Consider the following 22,826-nt stretch of genomic DNA (forward strand, 5'->3'; position numbering starts at 1 on the left):
ATGCAAGTGTCCAGCGAATTGCACAACCTACTTGCGAAATAGCTAACGCTTGTATGCTCTTCAAGTGCTTCAAAGCTACGATCCATAGAAGGATTGAGGGAGTCTATCTTTTCAATAAGGAGGATACGATCTTGCAATCAGACATTACAATCTTAGAACGATGCTCCACACCACGCGGTGACATTCAACTTCAGTATCGAAATAACAATTATGAGATTATTAGCAATGGTACTTTTTTAATGGCAACTTATAATGGAGAATCCGAACGTCTGTTGGTTAAGGCATCGCTTAACAGCGTTCATCATCCCCGAAAAGTAATGATTGGCGGATTAGGTGTGGGATTTTCCCTTTCGGAAGCTTTAAAAAATAACAGAGTAGAAGAGGTGGTTGTTTTAGAAATAGAGGAAAAGATCATTGAATGGAATAACCGATATTTTGGCGAATATTCTAATCATCCACTCACTGACTCTCGAACCCGTGTTGTTAAAGCTGATCTTCTCCAATGGATTCAGGAAGCTAACGAAAAGTTTGATGTTATCTGTCTTGATATTGACAATGGGCCGGATTGGACTGTGACAGAAGCGAACAATTCACTTTATAAGGAATCAGGACTTAACACCTTACTTGGTTTGCTGAACCCAGGGGGTGTTATTGCATTTTGGAGCGCTAATTCTTCTGATGCTTTTGCTCTGCGATTATCTGAGTATTTTCATGAAGTAGAGGAGTATAAAGTAGAGGTAGAGCGAGGTGAGCCAGATATTGTCTATATCGCAAAATTACCGAAATGATTTAGAGGATTACATAAGATAGTGATAACAAAATAGTTAATTATATATCCCTCGAGGCTTTCAACCTTACAGTAATAGAATGTGAAATGCTTGGGGATAACCCTTAGCATCGTATCTAATCGTGCGACTTTATTAAAACATAAAACATAGTTAATGATGTATCAGAGTCATCTTCAATGGATCTATTTGTTTTACCTGCTTGAGTGTAATGACTAAAAATCAGTGAATACAAGGCCTGACTATGTTTTGTTATTTATGACAATGGGGGCTATTCTACGCTTGGATTTTTCCTTATAAAGGATTGGTCTGCATCTAAAACGCAATAACTGAGGACGTGCTATACTAGAAATAATTCTACCTACCAATAGATAGGCTAAGTGAACAAAGGAGAGAAAACATTATGGCCCTCTATGATAAGAAAGGTCCGATTGTTGTGAAGGAAGAACCAGGCGTTAGATTTTACTGTATGTGCGGCCTCACAGAAGATGCACCCTACTGTGATGGCTCTCATAATGGACAAGGAACAGGAAAAACCCCGTATATTGTTAAATTTAGCGAAGCCAAGACGGTAAGGATCTGCGGCTGTGGAAAGTCGGAAAAATTACCTTATTGTGATGGGGCACATGGAAAAGATGAGAAGTAAATGATGCAAGACCCGTATGTTGTACGAAGACATGCGGGTTTTTTTATTGAGAATAAGGAGGATTTTTTAGCCATGTAAATTCGTTTAGAGCATGCCCTTTAAACCGCTATCTGTAACCGTAGGCCATCAAGAGGATTTTTGCCGTTTTTTAACGTATGAAAATCCCCCTTCCCTTTTTCAAATTCCCGGCATGATAAGCCCTACCCTCTGCATAGGTATAAAAGAACGGATTTTGTTTTGCAAGCACACGGCTATCCCATTAAACAGACTCCGCTTAAGCATGTCTAATGCATATGCAAGGAAAAAGGGGGCTTACATATGAAGAAATGGAGCCGCCGACTGCGCCGAATGGCTGTGGGCGTGTTGGATTTACCTCAGGACGTGGTACTTGAAGTCCCGAGAATTACAATGATTGGTCATTTGCAAATGTATATAGAAAACCACCGAGGTGTCCTGCAATTTAGTGAGAACGAGCTTCGTTTATTACTTACAAACGGACAATTGCTTGTCATAGGGGAACAGCTGGTGATTCGTGCTATTTTGAAGGAAGAAGTGTTGTTGGAGGGGAGAATCGGCAAGATAACGTTCATTCAAAATACGTGACGAGTTTGAGGGGGATACAGATGCGAAACGTAGTAAAAGAATGGTACGAGGGTCATATAACAGTAACGATTCGCGGCAAACGGTTTGAACGTCTTATCAACCTAGCAGTCCGCGAAAACATTTCAATGTGGAATATCAAGCGTTTAGGGCCTGAGTTAGGACAGTGTGAGATGATGATTGCCGATTTCTATCGGCTTCGTCCCTTCTTAAAGGAGACAGGCTGCCGGGTGCATGTGACAAGTCGACAAGGTTTACCGTTTTTGTTGTTGCGAATGCGAATGAGGATGGGATTTGTTGCAGGTATTTTTATTTTTTTACTCGGATTGTACATGCTCTCTACGTTTGTATGGCAAGTAGAGGTGCAGGGAACGCATAATATTTCGCCGTATCAGGTGACACAGGCTGCCGAGAAGGTAGGGTTAAGGGCAGGTGCGTGGAAATTAAGAATTGGAGATCCCCAGGAATTACAGCGCCGTATTTTGGGGTATATTCCAGAAGCCTCATGGGTAGGGGTTGAGTTAAATGGTACGAAGGCCATTATTCAGGTCGTTGAAAAGGTTGATCCGGAAAAGATTGTTGCGCATGAACCTAAACATGTTGTGGCAAAGAAAAAAGCGGTCATTCACAGTATTTTTGCTGAAACAGGTAAGACTATGGTTAAAGCGAATCAATATGTTGATAAAGACCAGATTTTAATTTCAGGTATTATTGGCAATGAGGAACGCCAATCGATCGTTGCTGCCAGAGGGCAAGTGACAGGAGAGGTCTGGTATCGTTCTGATGTGACCGTTCCCTTAATCCAGAACCAGCTTCTTTATACAGGTGAAAAACAGAAGCAGCACTTTTTGATTTTTGGATCATCGGCAGTACGTCTTTGGCCGTTTGAAATTAAGTCGTACAAGCATGCCCGTAAAACAGAGAAACGTTTCCAAGCGGCTTTTTTTGATTATCAATTGCCGTTTGGCTGGAAGACAGAAATTGATCGGGAGCTGGAACCTAAGGTTATTCGAATGAGCGATCGGGATGCTTTAGAGGTAGCTAAACATTTTGCAAAAGCAGACATCTTGAAACGAGCTGGAGAAGATGCGAAGATAAAAGAAGAAAAAGTTTTGCACGTAAAACAAGAGAATGGTAAAGTTTATGTAAGTATCTATTTTTCCGTCATCGAAAATATAGCGATGGACCAACCGATTGTTGCTACGCCGCCCGCACTAGAAGGCACACCAAATCAAAATAACTGATTGCAAGGAGATGGACAAAGGTTGCAAGTACAAGAAGAAGTAGTGATCCAGTTTGCAGATGCACAGGAAGCATTGCTTTTGTTTGGACCTCATGATTCCTATTTAAAAAAGATCGAAGAAAAAACAACAGCTCAGATAGGAACCCGCACCGGCGCATTCGTCATCAGTGGGGAAAAGGCAGAAGTCGACAAGCTGGCAACGCTATTTGATACTTTATTGCAGCTGATCCGCAGGGGGATTACATTATCGGAACGTGATGTATACTATGCGATGCAGCTAACAGAAAAAGGAGAAGAGCAAGAGCTTCTGCATCTTTATGACGAAGAGGTAGCACGTTCTCACCGCGGTAAACTAGTCCGCGCTAAAACCTTAGGGCAACGCCATTATTTGTCTGCTATTAAACGAAATGATATCGTGTTTGGGATTGGTCCTGCTGGTACTGGTAAAACATATCTAGCGGTTGTAATGGCCGTACAGGCTCTCAAAAACGGTCGAGTAAAACGGATTGTTCTCACGCGCCCAGCGGTGGAAGCAGGCGAAAGTCTTGGCTTTTTACCAGGTGATTTGCAAGAAAAGGTAGACCCGTACCTACGGCCGCTCTATGATGCTTTGTATGATATGTTAGGAACCGAACAGGTTAGTAAAATGATGGAACGAGGTATCATCGAGGTAGCTCCGCTTGCTTATATGAGAGGGCGTACATTAGAAGACAGCTTTATCATTCTGGATGAAGCACAAAATACTACACCAGAACAAATGAAAATGTTCTTGACGCGCTTGGGTTTTGGCTCCAAAATGGTCATCACGGGGGATGTGACTCAAATTGACCTGCCAAAAGGCAAAAAGTCTGGGCTGCGAGAAGCAGAGCGCATTCTTTCCGTTATTTCTGACATTGCTTTTATCGAGTTTCAAGATACGGATGTTGTGCGTCATAGCCTAGTTCAAAAAATCATTACAGCGTATTCCAAAGAGGAGCAGCAGATCTAGGCTGGCTCCTCTTGGAGTCTCTTTATGTGATTATAAATGAGGAAAAGTTTCAGAAGAAAAAGAGGGAAGAACATTGCTGACGATTGAGATTGTAAATGAGCAAGACGAAGAAATTACGCAAGAGCACCAACAGCTTATTGAAAATTGCTTGCAAAAAGCGGCCCAATTTGAAGACATTAAGGGTGAAGTGGTTATCACGCTTGTAAACAATGAACGTATCCATGAGCTGAATCGCGATTATCGTGGAGTGGACCGTCCTACTGATGTGCTATCGTTTGCACTGAATGAAGAGGGCGAGGGTGACATGGAGATCTTTGTGGAAGAAAGTGAATTTGATGACTATCCAAATATGCTAGGCGATATTATCATCTCCATTCCGCGAACAAAAGAACAAGCACAGGATTATGGCCATTCTTTTGAACGTGAGCTTGGTTTTCTAGCGGTGCATGGATTTTTGCATCTGATTGGCTATGACCATGGGACACCTGAGGAAGAGAAAGACATGTTTACCCGTCAAGAAAAGATTCTGCAAGAAGTCGGATTGACGAGATAGGAGCGGTCAACGTGAAGGAATGGCTTCGTTTATGGCGCAGCTTTGGTTATGCTTTACAGGGAATTAACCATGCTGTACGCACCCAACGAAACATGCAAATACACGTAGCAGTTGCACTCAGTGTGGTTATTTTATCCATTTGGCTACAAATTACTCGCCTGGAGCTGAGCCTGTTGCTATTGGTTATTGCGATTGTTTGGGCGCTTGAATTACTTAATACCGCCATTGAAGCTTGCGTTGATCTGGTGACAAAAGAGTACCATCCACAGGCAAAAATAGCGAAGGATGTTGCAGCTGGAGCTGTCTTTGTATCTGCCATGTTTGCCGTCGTGATTGGAATCCTCATTCTTGGCCCACCTTTATATGCCTATTTCTTTACTCGCTAGACAAAAGAGACGCTATTCACGGCCAAGGAAACAGCTAGACGAACCTTCCAAAATGGGAACGGCCTCGTCTGGTCTGTTGGCATCTTCATTTTTATTTAGACACAGGAGAGGAAGAACTGTATGAACCAACAACAACTGATTGAACAAGCAAAAACAGCAAGAGAAACAGCTTATGTACCTTATTCTAAATTCCCGGTGGGTGCTGCATTGTTGTCCGAAACGGGCAAAGTATATCTAGGATGCAATATTGAAAATGCCGCTTATCCTCTGTGCAACTGCGCAGAAAGAACTGCCCTGTTTAAAGCGTATTCCGAGGGAGATAAGACCTATCAAGCCATCGCTGTGGTAGCGGATACTCCGAAGCCAGTGCCGCCATGTGGGGCGTGCCGCCAGGTAATGGCAGAAATGTGCCCGCCTGATATGAAGGTAATCTTGTCCAATCTGAATGGAGATGTTACGGTTACTACAGTGAGTGAACTATTGCCAGGTGCTTTTACAAAGGAGGATCTTCTTGGATAATCAAAAAAAGAAAGAAACGTTTAAATCAGGATTTGTCTCAATTATTGGCCGTCCCAATGTAGGGAAATCCACATTATTAAATCAGGTTGTTGGACAAAAGGTTGCCATCATGTCCAATAAACCGCAAACTACACGAAATCAGATTCGTGCTGTGTATACCTCTGACAAAGGTCAATTAATTTTTATTGATACACCGGGTATTCATAAAGCCAAGTCCAAATTGGGCGATTATATGGTAGCGGCTGCCGAAAATACACTTAATGAGGTAGACTTGGTACTGTTCGTCATTGATGCTACAGAGAAACGCGGGGCAGGAGAAGAGTATATTCTTGAACGTTTGAAAAAGGTTAATACTCCTGTCTTCTTGGTTATAAACAAAATTGATCAAATTCATCCAGAAGAATTGCTTCCTTTAATTGATGAATATCGAAAGCATCATGATTTTAAACAAATTGTTCCTATTTCTGCTTTGCAGGGTAACAACACTGATGCCCTGCTGCAATCCATTTTGCTGGAGATGCCAGAGGGGCCGATGTATTATCCAGCAGATCAAGTAACGGATCATCCAGAGCGCTTTATCGTAGCGGAACTGATTCGTGAAAAGGTTCTTCATCTGACACGTGAAGAAATTCCTCATTCCATCGCTGTAACGGTGGAAGAGATGAAGCGTGGAGAAAATGGCAAAACATTGTACATTTATGCTGCTATCTACGTAGAGCGTGATTCCCAAAAAGGAATTTTGATCGGCAAAAGAGGGGACATGCTAAAAGAAATTTCCAAACGTGCACGGATGGATATGGAGCGTTTATTAGGAGAGAAAATCTTTTTAGAAGTTTGGGTCAAAGTAAAGAAAGATTGGCGTAATCAGGAAAGAATGCTTCGTAATTTTGGTTTTTATGACGAAAAATAAACTTTTTCCTTACTATACGTGACAATTTTTCCAAGGCATAGAAATGGGGGCTACGGTGGATTCTATATAAAGAAAGTGGTGGCCGAAAAAAGGAAAGGATGATGCAACATGCTTCGCAACTTTTCTTGGAGTTATTTCGCTTCAACCGGTGATATCCACGCTTACCTTCTTTATAAGGAACATCATGAAGCGCAAAACGTTGCAGATGATGCAGGATCACTGGATCAAGCCCTATTGGAACAGGGTGATTCTCAGGTATGCTTGTAAAGTGGGAAGGTATTGTCATCCGTAGTGTTGATTACGGAGAAAGTAGTAAAGTGGTTACGCTTTACACTAGAGAATACGGTAAGGTCGGGGTAATGGCAAAGGGGGCAAAAAAACCTCGAAGTCGCCTGGCCGCCGTATCTCAATTGTTTACACATGGATACTATCTATGTAAAAAAGGAACAGGGACAGGAATGCCGGAGCTCACACAAGGGGACATTCTTCACTCTTTTAAGGATCTCCGTCAGGATTTAATGCTGACTGCCTACTCTGCTTATATGGCAGAAATGCTAGATCGCTTGACAGAGGAGCGTGAGCCCAATCCTTACCTGTTCCAATTATTAGTCCATACCCTCCAGTATTTGGATGAAGGCAAGGATGCAGAGATTCTTTGCCGTATTTTTGAAAGTAAAATGCTGGTTCTCGCAGGAATTCGACCGCATGTGGAAAGCTGCATTTCATGTGGTGCAGAGGGCGAGCCTTATACATTTAGTATCACGCAAGGCGGTCTTTTATGCCAGAGATGTGCACATACTGATCCTTATTCATTCCACATTTTGCCGGCGACCTGGAAATTGTTGCGGCTGTTTTTATTGTTCCCTCTCGAGCGTTTAGGTGAGATTGAAGTAAAAACATCTACACGAAACCAACTGAGGCTTTTGCTGCATAGATATCTAGATCAGCATATTGACCTCCGTCTTAAAAGCCGAAACTTTCTAGAACAAATGGAACGTCTTGAGTTTTCAGATGGATTTGACAAGGCATAGTTTTTTGGCTATCATGATCAATTGTGATCATATAAATACATATACAACGGCTTATTGGGACATGGCTCCCAGCCTCCTCTTGTGGAGGCTTTTTTCTACTTCCAGTACATTCCGGTAGCAGAAAAAAAGCTTTTTACGATTCTTTTGCAGGAATCTATCTCTTTATAGAGTAATACTAGGGATAGTAATTTATGAATCGGTGGTGATCCGTCATCGAATTGACCAAACGCCAAGAACAAATTTTGCAAATTGTAAAAGACGAAGGTCCGATTACAGGTGAAAATATTGCTGAACACCTGAATCTTACAAGGGCTACTCTTCGACCTGATTTATCCATCCTTACTATGTCGGGTTATTTAGATGCCAGACCGAGGGTTGGCTATTTTTATGCAGGTCGTCCTACATCGTCGGTAATTGCAGAACGATTGCACAAGCTAATAGTAAATGATTATAAAGCAGTGCCTATCGTCGTGGCTGAATCAGCGTCGGTGTATGATGCAATTGTGACATTATTCTTAGAGGATGTAGGTACATTGTTTGTTGTCAATCAAAAAGGTTTGTTAGCTGGTGTAGTTTCCCGAAAGGATTTACTCCGGGCTTCATTAGGTAACAAGGGATTGGAGAGCATTCCTGTCAGCATCATCATGACAAGAATGCCCAACATCGTCACGTGCACTCCAGAAGAAACCCTTCTGGATACCGCGCAAAAATTGATTGAATTCCAAATTGATTCACTGCCGGTCGTACGCCCCAACGAAGAAGATCCAAAAACCTTTGAATTGTTGGGCAGGATTACCAAAACAACAATTTCTAGAGCTTTTGTGGAGCTTGGCAAAGAGACGAATGTGTAGGGGGAAGTTGGATTGGAAATGAATACCCAATTAATTTATGTCGTATCGGATTCAATTGGAGAAACAGCAGAATTTGTCGTAAGGGCAGTAGCAAGTCAATTTAGCGGTAAAACGGTAGATATTCACAAGTATCCGTACATGGAGGATAAAGAGTCCATTGACGAAGTTATCCTCTCCGCCAAAGAATCAAAAGCTCTGGTGGTGTTTACTCTTGTTGTTCCTGAACTAAAAACGTATATTTTGGAACAGGCCAACAAACATCAGGTACCCATTGTGGATGTAATGGGTCCATTGCTGACCATTATGGAAGATCTGCTTCAGACCAAACAATCCGGAAAGCCTGGATTAGTACGTAAATTGGATGAAGATTATTTCCGAAAAGTGGAAGCCATCGAGTTCGCTGTAAAATACGATGATGGCAGAGACCCTCGTGGTTTACTTCGGGCAGATGTTGTACTTATTGGGGTATCGCGTACGTCAAAAACCCCGTTGTCCATGTACTTGGCTAACAAACGCTTAAAGGTCGCAAATGTGCCCTTGGTTCCAGAGGTTGAACCGCCAGAGGAATTATTCTTACTGCCGGCGGAAAAATGTATTGGACTTACCATAAATTCAGATCAATTAAACGGGATTCGTACAGAGCGGTTAAAAGCATTAGGTCTAACTGCCCAAGCGAATTATGCAACAATGGATCGAATTGAAACAGAATTGGAATACTCAAGAAAAATCATGGAGCGCGTAGGTTGTCCTGTGATTGATGTTTCTATCAAAGCGGTTGAGGAAACAGCTAATATTATCCTTGACATTATTCGACGTAATAAACTCAAAGCACGCCGATAAGTTCAGGAACAAAAAATAGTAGTTGGAAGAAGGATTTTGCCGAACTTTGACGAATAAAGTAATTTCATTGCTGTGAAAAGGTGGATGGCTATGGCTCAATCTGCACCCGAAGAGTTCGTCAACCAGGTTCGAGCAGCTGTTGACATCGTAGACGTGGTGGGAGAATACGTACAACTGAAGAAGAGGGGGCGCGCCTATCTGGGCTTGTGTCCGTTTCATTCGGAAAAAACCCCCTCCTTTAATGTGAACGCGGAGCGACAGTTTTATCATTGCTTCGGGTGTCATGCAGGGGGTGACGTATTCTCTTTCGTTATGCAAGTCGAACAGCTGTCGTTTCCCGAGGCCTTGCAAAAACTTGCAGACCGGGTGGGATTAACCCCGCCAGCTCCCCTCACTCACGAAGATAATCCGATGCAGAGCGTGAAGGCGAAAATGTATGAAGCCTACCGTTTTGTGGCGAAACTATATCATTATGTTTTAACGTCCACTCCCTATGGATCGGAAGCTCTTCGCTATTTGGAGAATCGAGGCTTTACCAGAACGACCATTGACGAATACATGATTGGGTTTGCTCCGGAATCATGGGATTTCGTTAAGGATAATCTTGTAAAGCGTAACTTTCCGTTAGAGCTAATGGTCGAAGCAGGATTGCTATCCTCCAATGATCGTGGAAGAGTGTATGACAAATTTCGCAAGAGAGTTATCTTTCCGATTCATGATTCACAGGGAGAGGTTATCGGATTTGGAGGAAGGTCTATAGACGGCTCGGAACCCAAGTATTTAAATAGTCCAGAAACGCTCCTATTTAACAAAAGTCGCACTATATTTAACTTGCATCGCGCAAGAAGCCAAATACGCAAACGAAACCAAGCAATCCTTTTCGAAGGATATGCAGATGTAATTGCTGCGTGGCAGGCTGGCATCAGTAACGGAATCGCTACGCTAGGAACCGCTTTTACGGAGCAGCAAGCCCATCTGATCAGAAGAAATACAGATCAGGTAATCCTATGCTACGACGGCGACTTTGCCGGACAGGAGGCTACGGCAAAAGCGATCGACCAATTACAAAAAGCTGGTTGTACGGTGCGAATAGCTCCACTCCCCCAGGGTAGTGACCCTGATGATTATATACGGCAGTATGGCGCTGAACAATTTTCCCAGCAGGTATTATTACAAGCTATGCCGGTGACGTCCTTTCAATTGAAACATTTGCGGAGTAAAACCGTAATACAAGACGAAGCGGATAAAGCTGAGTATGTAAGACAGGCACTGGAATTCATCGTTACACTCCCGAACGCAATCGAGCGGGATATGTATGAACGGAAGCTGTCTGAAGAGTATTCTCTATCCCTTGAGGCTGTAAAGACAGAAGCGAAAAAGCTATACAAGCAACAAAAATTAATGAATCAAAGGGATAAAGTTACAGCACCATGGAATAATAGTATAAATAATGGAAAATTTATGGTTACAAAAGCACCTGCACACGAAAATGCAGAACGAATGTTGCTATACTATATGTTGCGTGATCCGGAAATTGCTTTACGTGTGCAACAGGAATGTAACGCAGATTTCCAAGTGGACGAACACAGTGCTCTAGCCGCTTACTTGTATGCTTATTATGCAGAGGGGCATCCGGCAGATCCTGGAGCCTTTATACACTATGTTGAAGATGAGAAGTGCAAGCAATTAGCCTCGGGATTAGCCATGATGGAATGCAGAGACGATGTATCTGATAAGGAAATTGAAGACTACATCAAGCAGGTGAACAATTACCCTGTTCGCGCGGAACTACAAAGGCTACGTGAACAACAAAAGCAACTAAATTTGCAAGCGGGAAGCACCATAGATGAGGAGCAGCGTAAAAAGCTTATTATTGAAGCCGCTTTACTAGGGATGAAGATCGCCGAATTGGAAAATGCTTTGAGGGAAGGGTAGTTATCAGCATCATTCCCGAGGAAGGAGGGAAAATAGATGAACAAGCAAAACTTGACATCAGACATGGAGACCCTGTCGGTGGATCAGGTGAAAGAACAATTGGTGGAACTAGGTAAGAAGAAGGGAAGCTTGACTTTCAAAGAAATTACAAATCGTCTATCTAACTTTGATCAGGATTCTGATCAGATGGATGAGTTCTTCGAGTTCCTAGGAGATCAAGGCATCGATGTCAATAATGATAATGAAGAAGACGAAGAAGCAGATGCTATGATGATCAAGGATGATGAGCAGGAAGGGTTTGAATATGATGACCTGTCTGTGCCGCCAGGAATCAAAATAAATGATCCTGTGCGTATGTACCTAAAAGAAATTGGGCGTGTTCCTCTACTTTCCGCTGAAGAGGAGATTAAACTTGCGCAACGCATTGAACAAGGCGATGAAGAAGCAAAACGCCGATTGGCTGAAGCTAACTTACGTCTCGTTGTAAGCATAGCAAAACGCTATGTGGGTCGTGGTATGCTATTCCTAGACCTGATACAGGAAGGTAATATGGGTCTTATTAAGGCCGTTGAGAAGTTTGATTACCAAAAAGGATACAAGTTTAGTACCTATGCAACCTGGTGGATTCGACAAGCTATCACTCGTGCTATTGCTGACCAAGCAAGAACCATCCGTATTCCAGTGCATATGGTTGAGACGATTAATAAACTAATCCGAGTTTCTCGCCAATTACTGCAAGAATTGGGACGTGAACCTGCTCCTGAAGAGATTGCTGAAAAGATGGATTTAACTCCGGAAAAAGTACGTGAGATCATGAAAATTGCTCAGGAGCCTGTATCATTAGAAACACCGATCGGGGAAGAAGATGATTCCCATCTGGGTGATTTTATTGAGGATCAGGAAGCGCTAGCTCCTTCTGATGCTGCTGCGTATGAGCTGTTGAAAGAACAATTAGAAGATGTGTTAGATACATTAACAGATCGTGAAGAAAACGTACTGCGTCTTCGTTTCGGATTAGATGACGGTCGTACAAGAACACTTGAGGAAGTAGGAAAAGTTTTCGGGGTAACTCGTGAGCGTATTCGTCAAATTGAGGCGAAAGCCCTACGTAAATTAAGACATCCTTCTCGTAGTAAACGTTTAAAAGATTTTTTGGAATAGCCGATAAAGATATAGTAAGCACTAAGCCTACGTTTTGCCACACACGCTGCGTAGGCTTTTTTGTTGGGAAGAAAGGGATGTTACTTCAAAAATAGTCCATTTCATTAATCAAAAAAGAAATGGCAGTAAGGAGGCGATGTCTACTTGGATGATCAACGTAGAAAAATCATTATTACTGAGATTGAAAATTGGCGACGTAATCATTTACTGCCAGAACATTATTGCATTTTTCTGTTAAATCTCTATACAGAAGGCAAGCACGCTCCAGACCAAGAGGAGCCCGTCACAAAAAAACGTTTCTTCTTTTTTCCCGACAGAAAAGCGAGAATGGATAAGCTTTATAAGCAGCAAGCCTTTATGCAAGGCGCAAACACTCAAGTTCAAGGCAACGGTAAAGAAGCACAAATCCTTTCCGTAAAACTGATGGGAGGAATATTTTTTATAGGACTTGTAATCGCTGTCATGCTTTTACTTGCTTTTTATTTTAACGCTTTTAGTATTCCAATGCAAATGAGCATATTGGTGTTCAGTTGGATGCTTGCATATGTGCTGGCTTTTGTATTTAAGCGAAAAATACCGTTATTATCCTATTTTTTCTTACTTGTTACGATCCTCATCGCTATAGCTAGTCTCTATCATTTTGGGGAAAAATGGAAAATAAGTCAAGTTACATATTTATGGTGGCTTCTTTTAATTGCCGGGTATTCTTTTTTACATGGTTTACTATTTCGTTATTCGTTGTTTATATTGGCAGGACTAACAGGTATAGGCATTTTATATGGAACAGCCATGCTAACACGCATGGGGGAATTTTTTAGTTGGACAAATATAGAATTGTATTGGGTACCCTTATCTTTCCTGATGATTGGATTGGGCTATTTGTTCCATGCTCGTCATCAGCAGCTTGCTTATACACTAGTCGCCAGTGGATTACTTTATTTTTTTGGTCCAGAGATTAGTTCATTGTGGGTTCCTGAAGCGTCACGTGAGATAATGCAAATTATATTGGGGATTAAGGTTTTACTGAGCGGTTTATTGCTAACCGTTACACGTCGCTACTGGCTTGAATGGCTTCGAGGACAGTAAGGATACATAGTCACGATCAAATGAATCATTACTTGCTTTGCAAAGGATTGAGGCTTCGTTAACACGGAGTCTCTTTATTTTGTTATGGAGACTATCCAAACATCTTTTGAATTGTATATAATAATAAATAAATTCTGAACAAACGCTCGGTCAGTCAAGGCGGATTTACAAGCTGTGGCGATTTGACATGATTTAGCACATAAAGGGGAGATTGACATGCATTTTGATCTTACATCAGAACAGCAGATGTTGCAGAAAATGATTCGGGAATTTGCGGATGAAGTAGTCGCACCAGGGGCGGAGCAACGCGATAAGGAAAAGCGGTTTCCTATTGAGATTATGAAACAGCTAGGGGAATTGGAATTGATGGGGCTGCCGTTTCCTGAAGAGTTTGGTGGAGCGGGGGCGGATACGATTAGCTTTGCTATTGTCACGGAGGAGCTTAGTCGGGCTTGTGCTTCTACAGGCATTACGTACTCAGCTCATATTTCCTTAGGCGGAGCTCCCTTGCATTTATTTGGAACACAGCAACAAAAAGAAGCCTATTTAACAAAAATCTGTAGCGGGGAGAGTATCGGCGCATTTGGACTAACAGAACCGCAGGCAGGCTCTGATGCAGGGGGCACCAAAACCCAGGCAGTATTAAAGAATGGACAATATGTTATTAACGGTTCTAAATGCTTTATCACAAATGCTTCCTATGCTAAATTTCTTGCTTTAACTGCTGTGACCGATAAAACGAAGGGTACAAAAGGAATTACAGCTCTTCTAGTCCCAACAGATGCCCCGGGATTTAAGATAGTCGATCGCTATGAAAAACTAGGATTAAACGCTTCGAATACTACAGAGTTAGTCTTAGAGGATGTTGTAGTTCCCCAAGAGGCAATTTTAGGCAAAGAGGGAGAGGGCTTCAAACAATTTTTAATCACATTGGATGGTGGTCGCATTGGTATTGGTGCCATGTCAGTCGGAATAGCTCAGGCAGCTTTTAATCGCGCCTTACAGTACGCCAAAGAAAGGAAAGCTTTTGGTTCTAGCTTATCGCATTTCCAAATGATTCAGCAGAAACTGGCGGATATGGCTACCCAGATCGAATTAGCTCGTACTTTGGTTTACAAAGCAGCGTGGCTTAAAGATCAAGGACGCAAATTCACCAAAGAGGCGGCGATGGCTAAGCTGTATGCTTCAGAGATCGCAATGTCTGCGACTCATCAGGCTATTCAGATTCACGGAGGATATGGCTATATGAAGGATTATCAGGTGGAACGTTATTTCCGAGATGCACGTCTATTAGAAATCGGTGAAGGTACTTCAGAAATTCTGCGAATGGTAATTGCACGCGAAATCAGTAAATAAGACCTATAACGATCTCTCCAGCTTTTAAGATGGAGGGATTTTTTGTTATGGGAAATCTAGGTGCAAAAACAGCAATCTGGGAATAGTATTCTTGTGTCATACTAGTCTTTTTAAAGGTTATTTGTTAATATCTGGTTACGTATTTGTTTTTCCTGATATCAGGCTAAAAATTACCATATTACTCATCCAGTTTCTTCATGTGTTTTTTTGGCAAGATGAGGTAAAATGGATGAACTGGAGGTAATAGGAACATGACATTAACTATTTCTAAACGATTACAAACAATTGCAGCATATTGCCCCAAAGATGCGCTTGTTGCTGATATTGGATCGGACCATGCCCTGCTGGCTTCCTATTTATTAGTCAACAATCAGGCTCGCTTTGTAATAGCAGGGGAATTAAATGAGGGGCCGTACCAAGCAGCACTTCGTCAAATTGCAACGTTAACAGCAAAAGATAGAGCTTCTGTCCGTAAAGGAGATGGATTAGCTGTACTGGCTCCAAACGAGGCAGAGGTCATTTGCATTGCTGGAATGGGTGGACAATTAATTGCTTCTATTTTGGAAGCCGGTCTTGATAAATTAGGAAAAGTACAGCGTTTGATCCTGCAACCAAATGTTGGAGAAGATATTCTGCGTAAATGGCTATATGACCATGGTTATCAATTAGTAGCTGAAGATATTCTAGAGGAAGATGGCATTATTTACGAAGTGCTTGTAGCCGAACCGGGCAATCCAGATAAGCCATATCAATCAGATAAATGGAGTCAAGCAGAGCTAATGGAAATCGGGCCTTTTTTATTGCAGCAACAATCGCCGATTTTGCTCACAAAATGGAAGTCTGAATTAGAAAAGTGGGAAAAAATTAAAGAGCGCATGATGGCATCCACTCGTGCGGAAACACAGGAAAAACTGTCGGAAATTGAGGATAAAATTATTTGGATTAAAGGAGTTTTGACATGCTTGCAAACGGACAAACCATCATACAATTAGTGGAGAGACTAGCACCAAAATCTCTAGCGATGGAATGGGATAAGATCGGATTGCAGGTCGGGACACTGCAAAAGCCTGTACAGAAAGTAATGACAGCGTTGGATGTAAATGAAGAGGTGGTTGATGAAGCGATTCAAAAAGGGGTTTCGCTTATAATAGCTCACCATCCTGTGATATTTCGCCCTTTAAAGCATTTGCGCACTGATTTGCCGGCTGGCCGCTTATTAGCGAAGTTGCTTGCTCACGATATCGCTGTCTATAGCATGCATACGAATCTGGATGTGGCAAACGGAGGCTTGAATGATTGGCTTGCAGAAGAACTGGAATTACAGCAAACCGAAATTCTGGATGTAACTTATCAGGATGAGCTGAAAAAGCTAGTAACTTTTGTACCAAAATCACATCATGAACAAGTGTTTCAGGCTATGGCGAATGCCGGTGCTGGTCATATTGGACAATACAGTCACTGTAGCTTCCAGATTGAGGGAACAGGAACGTTTCTACCACTTGAAGGGACGACACCTTTCATTGGGGAACAAGGAAAAGTGGAGCATGTAGAAGAGGTTCGAATTGAAACGGTTATAAAAAGCAGTCAACAAGCTTCTGTGATTAAGGCTATGAAAGCAGCGCACCCGTACGATGAGGTAGCTTATGATATCTATCCTCTTGACCTGCCACCATGTACGCTTGGGCTTGGGAGAATTGGCAAACTGGCAGAACCGATGACACTGGAGGAGTATGCCCAATTTGTCAAAAGTAAGCTTGGTTTAGAAGGAGTTCGTGTAGTCGGTCCTAAGGATCGCATCGTGAAAAAGGCGGCAGTTCTGGGAGGAAGCGGCGGTTCTTATTTGTTAAAAGCTGCTTTTCGTGGTGCAGATGTAATGGTAACTGGCGATGTCGGCTATCATGAAGCGCAGGACGCTTTCGTGGAAGGACTATCGATAATTGATGCTGGTCATAACATCGAAAAGATCATGAAGCCAAGATTAGCTAGTTTTTTACAAGAAAAGCTGCAGGAACAGAAATATAAAACCGAAGTAATTGCCTCAGAGATTCATACAGATCCGTTTCAATACCTCTAAGGCAAAAGAGCTACGGCATAACTAAGGGAGTGGGCAACTTGTCCTCGATTCGTGATTTCTATGAATGGCACCTATTACTTGGAAAAATAAAGCGAGCCGAGCGTGAATTGGCTGGTGTAAAAGAGCAAGAGAGTGAAAAAATGAAACACATCAGGGCTGTTGAACGTCAAATAGAAGGCATGCCTACTGACACCCCTGATCAACAAATTGAACGAATGCTAAAGGAGCAAGAGCTCTGGATGCTTAAAAAAGAGTGGGAACGTAATGGCAATGAGCTGATTGAAAAACGTTTCTCTTTAGAACAATTCCTGCAGCTCTCTCGTTTGGAAGCAGAAGAACGTCAAGCAAAATTAAACCCAGAATGGCTAAAAGAATATGACCGACTGCTGGAAACGAAAAAAAATCCAGTGGTTGAAGTAAAAAACAAGTCTTGTATGGGGTGCTTTATGCCATTATCAACAAGCAACTTTGATAAATGGCGGAGAGGGAAGGGGCTGGTATATTGTGACGAGTGTGAAAGAATTCTTGTGTAGGAGGAACTGGGGGAAAGTAATTCCTGCTGCTGTGGCTATTGCGATGGCTACCTGTGCATTTTTAGAACCTGTGCAAGCAGAAGAAATAGAGAATGATCTTTCGGCTCCATTACCTTTCATTGATATTTCTAATCATCCCGCTAAAGAGGCGATTGTGAAAGCCTATGAGGAAGGTTTGTTTAGCGATTCATCGAAAGCGATTAAGCAATTTTTCCCTGATAAAGCTATGACACGGGCAGAGTTCTTTTTATTGACCAGCCGTTTTTTGCAACTAAACCAAAATAAATTGTTTCCCTTGACCTTGTTGGAAGACAACGATGAATTCGGTCGGGGACAAGGAATGGACGAGCCGTATTTACCCTATAAGGATGTTCACTACATGACGTGGATGTATCCTGGTATCTTGCGAGTGTTTGTGTATCATGATCGGATTGCAGGAGCTAGGACTCTACATAAGATTTTTCCAGGCGATAAATTTTATCCGAACCAGCCTATTACAAATGCAGAGGCAGCTAAAGTGCTGTCCGTGCTATCCTTTGCCACGAAGCAATCTGAATGGGAATTAGAATTGCTAAAAAGAGGCTCAAGCACATTGACACGTGGAGAAGCTGCGGTTTTGATTGAAGAGGTTAGCGCTTCAATTCAATCACAGATGCTCTTGCCTTTAGCTGACGAAACACGTTCTCTGTACCCGCTTGTACCTGTTCAGAAGGAGATGTATCCGTTATTTGCGACGTATGATTCTCCAACGGAAACGGAGCAGAAATTCATAGATATCGTGGATTCAATCAAAAATTATCTTGAAGAAGAGGGAACCTTTAAGGAGCTGGAGGAGCTGCCATCTGATTTCTCTAACCAAGTGGGAGTTCATTACTACAAAAGCTGGAACTACTATAAGGAACCCGCAGATAATGCAAAAGAAGCCCTACTTGCATTAGACGCTTATCTGGAAAAAATGGAGCATGATCCAAAAATTCTAGGCCTTCTAACTGCGAATATCTATGATATTGGCTTACAAATGCTACGGACTAATCAAGATAAAGAATTTGAGGAGTTGCACCAAAAGTTACTTCGTTATGAATCAAAATTGGTTAAGGATTCAGAGGAATGGAAAGTATTTGGTCTTTATTTGGCAGCTATTGAAATTCATTTGGATCAATATGGAAATGCAATTAAACGTTATGAGGAAAGACCGGATATCAAGCTGGCTGTACAAAATGGCTTGTACTATTTGGTCAAAGAGAATCGGGTTTCTGATGCGGAAAATTTATTAAAACGTGCTAAAGCAGCAGATCAAGATCGTAAGCTTCAAGCTTTGTATGAACAAGCGGCTCACGAATTAGATCTGTTGTCCTCTACTAGACAAAATCTTTATGCCACTCTTTTAAGTGATGCTTATAAAAAGCTGGACGAAGCTCAAAGGATTATTGTCAAGACAGAGATGAATTACAGTGGTACGGTGCTTAAAACTACCGAAGAGATGGATGCCCAACGAGGAATCACGCATACAACAGGTATTTACCAAAAAGCGGATCAAGCCGTTTTAAATAAAATGGAAAGATATACAGATCATCGTAATCAAGTCAAGTACGATTTGGACAATGAAAAGGGGATCTGGACCAAAAAAGAAACTGGTAGCCAAATTGGGAAAAAGGCGTATCTGCATGAGTACGTGACTGATCTGCCGGTTGTAAGCCGTTTAAACAAGCTTCATGCTAGGTACTTAAAGCAAAGCTTCGGAGCATACGAGGTTATTACCGAATTTTATGAACCAAATGAACTTCAGCACTATGCTGAAACGCTTGATTTACAGGAGAAAAAGCTTTTATATGCTCCTACGTTTGTCGTGAAGTACTATTTGGATTCTGAAACGAAGCAATTATTACGCCAATCTTGGAAAATTACGGAGGTCTATGATAATGGGGAATACCTCAAGCTGGATGGCGATGAAGAATATGAATTCCCCGAGAGCCTGCAGCTGGATATTCCAAAAGAGGTGACAAAAGGAGCTGTTGTTATACATGAAACTTAGAAAAACGGGGATTCTGGCTCTTGCGCTCATGCTCTTGTGGCCTGGCTCGGGGGCTATGGCTTCTATGTCACAGTCCTTAAATCAAGCTTCGTCTTTTGATATCAACAGTACGAGTAACATCCCGCTTCTGGAGCTACAGCAGGTGTATTATATTTTGCAAGAAAACCACCTTGATAAACCAAGTGAAAAAAAACTTGTGCAAGGAGCCTTGCAAGGTGTTAAACAATATATAAAAGCTGAGAAACATGCTGAAGTTGTCGTGGACGAGAAGGATGATACCGTTACCGAAATGGTGGATCGTATAACACAATGGCAAGCCCAGCAAAAGCTGGATTGGTATACTGTAAGCTACTACGGGATTGAAGGAATGCTGGCCCAAGTAAACGATCCTTACACGACTTTGTTTACTGAAACACAATTGGATCAGTTCCAGAACAGTGTGAATAATAACTTTGTGGGCTTTGGGATTACGTTTCGCAAAACTGAGAACGGTTTTATTGTTCGCAAGGTAGTTGAAAACTCCCCAGCAGCTAAGGCAGGAATTCATTCAGGTGATAAGCTGGAAGCAGTAAATGGCAGTAAAATAACCGTACAGGGAATAGATGAGTTGATTAGGATCCTGCAAGGTGAAGAGGGGACGAGTGCAACACTTACTTTTTCCAAATCGGGGACCGCAAAAAAGAAGGATTACACTATCAAGCGCTCACCACTGGTTATACCAGAAGCAACAAGTCAACTTTTCGGTTCCCAATCCACAGCGATAGGGTATATTAAGTTGGATACGTTTGGAAGCGATGCTGGTGATCAGTTTAAAGAGCAATTAGATAAATTAGAAAATCAAAAGAATTTGACAGGCTTGATCATTGATTTACGTGATAACAGTGGGGGATATCTTAGTGCAGCGAAGGATATTGCCAGTTTATTTATGGAAAATGGCTTATTGATGTACACAACTAATCGTAATGATGTTGAAGTGGAAACTTGGGTGCGCAATGGCAGATCAGCTCCCTATCCTGTTACGGTGTTAGTAAACGGACAAACAGCATCAGCCTCAGAAATGCTATCTGGAGCGCTGCAAGATCATAAGATAGCCAAATTAATTGGAACCAAGACCTTTGGAAAAGGAGTTGCTCAAACAGTCTTACCTCTCGTTGATGGTGATGCATTAAAAGTGACATTGCAAGAATACAAGACACCGGCTCATCGTAAAGTCAACAAGATTGGCCTTGAACCTGATATTGTTATTGAAGACGATATTAGTCAAGTGGTGGGAGCGTTATATGAGCTGGGAGAAAAGCGCATTGAGGTAAGACAAAAAAGTGGTTTCGAGGTAGTGGTAAATGGAGTCAGCTTCTATAGCACTACTCCTTTACTCAAAAAGGTGGGGAATAGCTTAAATGTCCGTAGCACCTTTATGCAAAGTATGCTTCGGGAAAAAACGGCTGTTTCATCTGAGTATCGTCCTATAGTCTCAGTTACCAATCCTACTGTTACTTTTACTTGGAAAAAAGAAAATGATGAATATATTTTTATCAGTGAGCAGAAATAATAGCTATGCCCGAAACGGTGAAAAGTTTCGGGCGATTTTATTAATTAATTCATACTTGACAGGTCGGAATAGTGTGAATTAAACTTAAACTAACAATCTAGATAGGCTTAGCTGAATAGCAAAGGAAGAAGCGAATTTTCCTTTTTTGATAAGCAAGTAAGAGTGGTGAGAGGAAAAAGGAGATGTGTGACACGTGAAGAGACATGTGGAAATCAAATGGCAGGATGAAACATTGGCGGCTACCTTATATGTACCTGAAATCGAAAATCAAGCAGAAACATTTCCTCTGATTGTCATTTGTCATGGTTTTATCGGTTCGCGTATTGGTGTCAATCGATTGTTTGTTGAAACTGCTACTCAATTGATTAAGGATGGCTATGCAGTGTTATGCTTTGATTATGTGGGGTGTGGAGAAAGTACAGGCGAATATGGCCGTTCAAGTTTTGATCAATTAGTTGCCCAAACCAGGCATGTTCTACAAGAAGCAGCACATTTTCCGGAAATTGATCCACAACGAATTTCTTTGCTAGGTCATAGTTTAGGCGGTCCGGTTGCTTTGTATACAGCTATAAGCGAACCTGATATTCGCAAGCTTATGCTATGGTCTCCAGTTGCTCATCCCTATAAAGATATTGTTCGGATTGTTGGAGTAGATACCTATCAAAGGGCATGGCAGCATACATCTGTGGATTACATGGGCTATGGATTGACACTGGCATTCTTTGAGTCGCTGCATCCTTATGTCCCTCTTAAAGAGCTACAGAAATATACGGGAGATGTCTTTATTGCCCATGGCACGGCAGATATTGACATTCCAGTCGAGTATTGCTTTCATTATTATTATGCTTTTCGTTCACGTCCTACTGGTAAAAGTGACAAGGAGATTATTTTAGAAGCAGATCATACTTTTTCTGACGGTTGCAGACGAACGATGTTAATTGATAGTACACGGGAATGGCTTTCTGGCGAACGATATTATAAACAATCGGGGGGAGATGTTACGCGCATCCTAGGCTATTCCATATAGAGAAGAATTCTTATCGCTGCTATGCTTCTGCTTCTGCGGTTTCTCCCTACTTTCACATTCCATTCTACTTATGTTTTTTAGATCGAGGAAAAAGTCCCGTTTTTGAAAAAAGGGGCTTTTCTTTGTTAGTTTAGAGGGAAAATGTTCGGGTAAACTTTAATGAAAATACTAAGTGATTATTAAAAAGTAAATAAAATTAATGTTAAAATCCTAAATCATAAAGTGAAGGTTTATGGGCTGATGAGTATCTGGATAGCTTTCTTTTAAGTAGGTAACTTAGAGGAGATTTTTTTATTCTGATTAAACTTATTTCTATTTTATATGAATAGATATTAGTGTTGAAATTGTGGAAAACCTGAAGAGTTATTATGGAAATTAACAGGAACGTTTTTGATTTTATTGGCATATAGATGGGTACAGATGCCCTATATCTATAAATAAACAACATTCCAATGCTTGATCCAACTGTGAAGGTATGAGCATTTTCTAGCTTCTACAAGCAGAATTGCTATTTTTTTAGTTAAATTTAAAAAAGGTATTGCATTTATTTTTTTTATGTGGTACATTATTAAACGTTGCCGCTACTTGAAAGATAGAACGGCAGGGTTAGAAATTTTGTTCCTTGAAAACCAGATAGAATCTAACGTACCATAATTAAATTGATGAACCGACAGGTTCGCTGAAGCTTTGATCAAGAACTACTTTAATGGAGAGTTTGATC

23 protein-coding genes are annotated in these 22,826 nt (G+C 41.6%); all 23 read left to right on the forward strand.

The window, feature by feature from the left end; genetic code table 11:
- Positions 1–131 precede the first annotated feature (131 nt).
- The 23 genes from QZ995_RS13140 to QZ995_RS13250 all read left to right on the forward strand — a co-directional run bounded on the left by QZ995_RS13140 (position 132) and on the right by QZ995_RS13250 (position 22,105).
- Positions 132–788 (forward strand): spermine/spermidine synthase, encoded by a 657-nt coding sequence (locus tag QZ995_RS13140; RefSeq protein ID WP_301807461.1) that lies wholly within the window; start codon positions 132–134, stop codon positions 786–788.
- A 400-nt stretch (positions 789–1,188) separates the two neighbouring features.
- Positions 1,189–1,431: a CDGSH iron-sulfur domain-containing protein gene (locus QZ995_RS13145; RefSeq protein WP_301807463.1), complete on the forward strand. Its 243-nt coding sequence runs from the start codon at positions 1,189–1,191 to the stop codon at positions 1,429–1,431.
- A 318-nt stretch (positions 1,432–1,749) separates the two neighbouring features.
- Positions 1,750–2,034, forward strand: coding sequence for a sporulation protein YqfC (gene yqfC / locus QZ995_RS13150; protein WP_003338194.1), 285 nt, complete (start codon positions 1,750–1,752; stop codon positions 2,032–2,034).
- Between the two features lie 20 nt (positions 2,035–2,054).
- Positions 2,055–3,275 carry a sporulation protein YqfD gene (gene yqfD, locus QZ995_RS13155; protein ID WP_301807466.1) on the forward strand — a complete coding sequence of 407 codons (1,221 nt, stop codon included), beginning with the start codon at positions 2,055–2,057 and terminating at the stop codon, positions 3,273–3,275.
- Positions 3,276–3,296: 21 nt separating this feature from the next.
- The gene (locus tag QZ995_RS13160; protein ID WP_301807468.1) at positions 3,297–4,262 is read left to right on the forward strand and encodes a PhoH family protein; all 966 of its coding nucleotides are present in this window, start codon (positions 3,297–3,299) and stop codon (positions 4,260–4,262) included.
- Between the two features lie 73 nt (positions 4,263–4,335).
- The gene (ybeY, locus tag QZ995_RS13165) at positions 4,336–4,815 is read left to right on the forward strand and encodes an rRNA maturation RNase YbeY (RefSeq protein WP_301807470.1); all 480 of its coding nucleotides are present in this window, start codon (positions 4,336–4,338) and stop codon (positions 4,813–4,815) included.
- Positions 4,816–4,826: 11 nt separating this feature from the next.
- Entirely contained in the window at positions 4,827–5,201 is a 375-nt protein-coding gene (locus tag QZ995_RS13170; protein ID WP_301807472.1) for a diacylglycerol kinase family protein, read from the forward strand.
- A gap of 120 nt (positions 5,202–5,321) precedes the next feature.
- A complete protein-coding gene (locus tag QZ995_RS13175) occupies positions 5,322–5,720 on the forward strand; it encodes a cytidine deaminase (protein WP_003338187.1) in 399 nt (132 codons plus the stop codon).
- Positions 5,713–6,630 carry a GTPase Era gene (gene era, locus QZ995_RS13180; RefSeq protein WP_301807477.1) on the forward strand — a complete coding sequence of 306 codons (918 nt, stop codon included), beginning with the start codon at positions 5,713–5,715 and terminating at the stop codon, positions 6,628–6,630. Before QZ995_RS13175 ends, era begins: the two co-directional genes overlap by 8 nt.
- A 108-nt stretch (positions 6,631–6,738) precedes the next feature.
- Entirely contained in the window at positions 6,739–6,897 is a 159-nt protein-coding gene (locus tag QZ995_RS13185; RefSeq protein ID WP_018674189.1) for a YqzL family protein, read from the forward strand.
- On the forward strand, positions 6,888–7,661 hold the full coding sequence (gene recO / locus QZ995_RS13190) for a DNA repair protein RecO (protein WP_301807489.1): 774 nt from the start codon (positions 6,888–6,890) through the stop codon (positions 7,659–7,661). Before QZ995_RS13185 ends, recO begins: the two co-directional genes overlap by 10 nt.
- A 218-nt stretch (positions 7,662–7,879) precedes the next feature.
- The gene (locus QZ995_RS13195; RefSeq protein ID WP_003338182.1) at positions 7,880–8,512 is read left to right on the forward strand and encodes a helix-turn-helix transcriptional regulator; all 633 of its coding nucleotides are present in this window, start codon (positions 7,880–7,882) and stop codon (positions 8,510–8,512) included.
- Positions 8,513–8,530: 18 nt separating this feature from the next.
- On the forward strand, positions 8,531–9,352 hold the full coding sequence (locus tag QZ995_RS13200) for a pyruvate, water dikinase regulatory protein (protein WP_156037982.1): 822 nt from the start codon (positions 8,531–8,533) through the stop codon (positions 9,350–9,352).
- A 90-nt stretch (positions 9,353–9,442) separates the two neighbouring features.
- Positions 9,443–11,287: a DNA primase gene (gene dnaG / locus QZ995_RS13205; protein WP_301807492.1), complete on the forward strand. Its 1,845-nt coding sequence runs from the start codon at positions 9,443–9,445 to the stop codon at positions 11,285–11,287.
- A gap of 36 nt (positions 11,288–11,323) precedes the next feature.
- Positions 11,324–12,448, forward strand: a complete 1,125-nt coding sequence (rpoD, locus tag QZ995_RS13210) for an RNA polymerase sigma factor RpoD (RefSeq protein WP_003338179.1) — start codon at positions 11,324–11,326, stop codon at positions 12,446–12,448.
- Between the two features lie 144 nt (positions 12,449–12,592).
- Entirely contained in the window at positions 12,593–13,534 is a 942-nt protein-coding gene (locus tag QZ995_RS13215) for a hypothetical protein (protein ID WP_301807496.1), read from the forward strand.
- 216 nt (positions 13,535–13,750) lie between these two features.
- Entirely contained in the window at positions 13,751–14,890 is a 1,140-nt protein-coding gene (locus QZ995_RS13220) for an acyl-CoA dehydrogenase family protein (RefSeq protein WP_301807497.1), read from the forward strand.
- A 251-nt stretch (positions 14,891–15,141) separates the two neighbouring features.
- Positions 15,142–15,882 (forward strand): tRNA (adenine(22)-N(1))-methyltransferase, encoded by a 741-nt coding sequence (locus QZ995_RS13225; protein ID WP_301807499.1) that lies wholly within the window; start codon positions 15,142–15,144, stop codon positions 15,880–15,882.
- On the forward strand, positions 15,849–16,964 hold the full coding sequence (locus QZ995_RS13230) for a Nif3-like dinuclear metal center hexameric protein (protein ID WP_301807502.1): 1,116 nt from the start codon (positions 15,849–15,851) through the stop codon (positions 16,962–16,964). The genes QZ995_RS13225 and QZ995_RS13230 overlap by 34 nt, the downstream gene beginning before the upstream one ends.
- 29 nt (positions 16,965–16,993) lie before the next feature.
- A complete protein-coding gene (locus QZ995_RS13235; protein ID WP_301807504.1) occupies positions 16,994–17,497 on the forward strand; it encodes a C4-type zinc ribbon domain-containing protein in 504 nt (167 codons plus the stop codon).
- Entirely contained in the window at positions 17,469–19,529 is a 2,061-nt protein-coding gene (locus QZ995_RS13240; protein WP_301807509.1) for an S-layer homology domain-containing protein, read from the forward strand. The genes QZ995_RS13235 and QZ995_RS13240 overlap by 29 nt, the downstream gene beginning before the upstream one ends.
- Positions 19,519–21,078, forward strand: coding sequence for a S41 family peptidase (locus tag QZ995_RS13245; protein ID WP_301807512.1), 1,560 nt, complete (start codon positions 19,519–19,521; stop codon positions 21,076–21,078). Before QZ995_RS13240 ends, QZ995_RS13245 begins: the two co-directional genes overlap by 11 nt.
- A 193-nt stretch (positions 21,079–21,271) precedes the next feature.
- Positions 21,272–22,105, forward strand: coding sequence for an alpha/beta hydrolase family protein (locus QZ995_RS13250; RefSeq protein ID WP_301807516.1), 834 nt, complete (start codon positions 21,272–21,274; stop codon positions 22,103–22,105).
- Positions 22,106–22,826 lie beyond the last annotated feature (721 nt).

This window comes from Brevibacillus laterosporus (assembly GCF_030489605.1).
Taxonomy (GTDB): Bacteria; Bacillota; Bacilli; order Brevibacillales; family Brevibacillaceae; genus Brevibacillus_B; species Brevibacillus_B laterosporus_E.

Bases quoted from the DNA above. Each gene is read 5' to 3' on its own strand.
- QZ995_RS13145 (WP_301807463.1), top strand. From the start codon at position 1,189: ATGGCCCTCTATGATAAGAAAGGTCCGATTGTTGTGAAGGAAGAACCA.
- yqfC (WP_003338194.1), top strand. From the start codon at position 1,750: ATGAAGAAATGGAGCCGCCGACTGCGCCGAATGGCTGTGGGCGTGTTG.
- yqfD (WP_301807466.1), top strand. From the start codon at position 2,055: ATGCGAAACGTAGTAAAAGAATGGTACGAGGGTCATATAACAGTAACG.
- QZ995_RS13175 (WP_003338187.1), top strand. From the start codon at position 5,322: ATGAACCAACAACAACTGATTGAACAAGCAAAAACAGCAAGAGAAACA.
- QZ995_RS13185 (WP_018674189.1), top strand. From the start codon at position 6,739: ATGCTTCGCAACTTTTCTTGGAGTTATTTCGCTTCAACCGGTGATATC.
- recO (WP_301807489.1), top strand. From the start codon at position 6,888: ATGCTTGTAAAGTGGGAAGGTATTGTCATCCGTAGTGTTGATTACGGA.
- QZ995_RS13200 (WP_156037982.1), top strand. From the start codon at position 8,531: ATGAATACCCAATTAATTTATGTCGTATCGGATTCAATTGGAGAAACA.
- dnaG (WP_301807492.1), top strand. From the start codon at position 9,443: ATGGCTCAATCTGCACCCGAAGAGTTCGTCAACCAGGTTCGAGCAGCT.
- rpoD (WP_003338179.1), top strand. From the start codon at position 11,324: ATGAACAAGCAAAACTTGACATCAGACATGGAGACCCTGTCGGTGGAT.
- QZ995_RS13220 (WP_301807497.1), top strand. From the start codon at position 13,751: ATGCATTTTGATCTTACATCAGAACAGCAGATGTTGCAGAAAATGATT.
- QZ995_RS13225 (WP_301807499.1), top strand. From the start codon at position 15,142: ATGACATTAACTATTTCTAAACGATTACAAACAATTGCAGCATATTGC.
- QZ995_RS13230 (WP_301807502.1), top strand. From the start codon at position 15,849: ATGCTTGCAAACGGACAAACCATCATACAATTAGTGGAGAGACTAGCA.
- QZ995_RS13245 (WP_301807512.1), top strand. From the start codon at position 19,519: ATGAAACTTAGAAAAACGGGGATTCTGGCTCTTGCGCTCATGCTCTTG.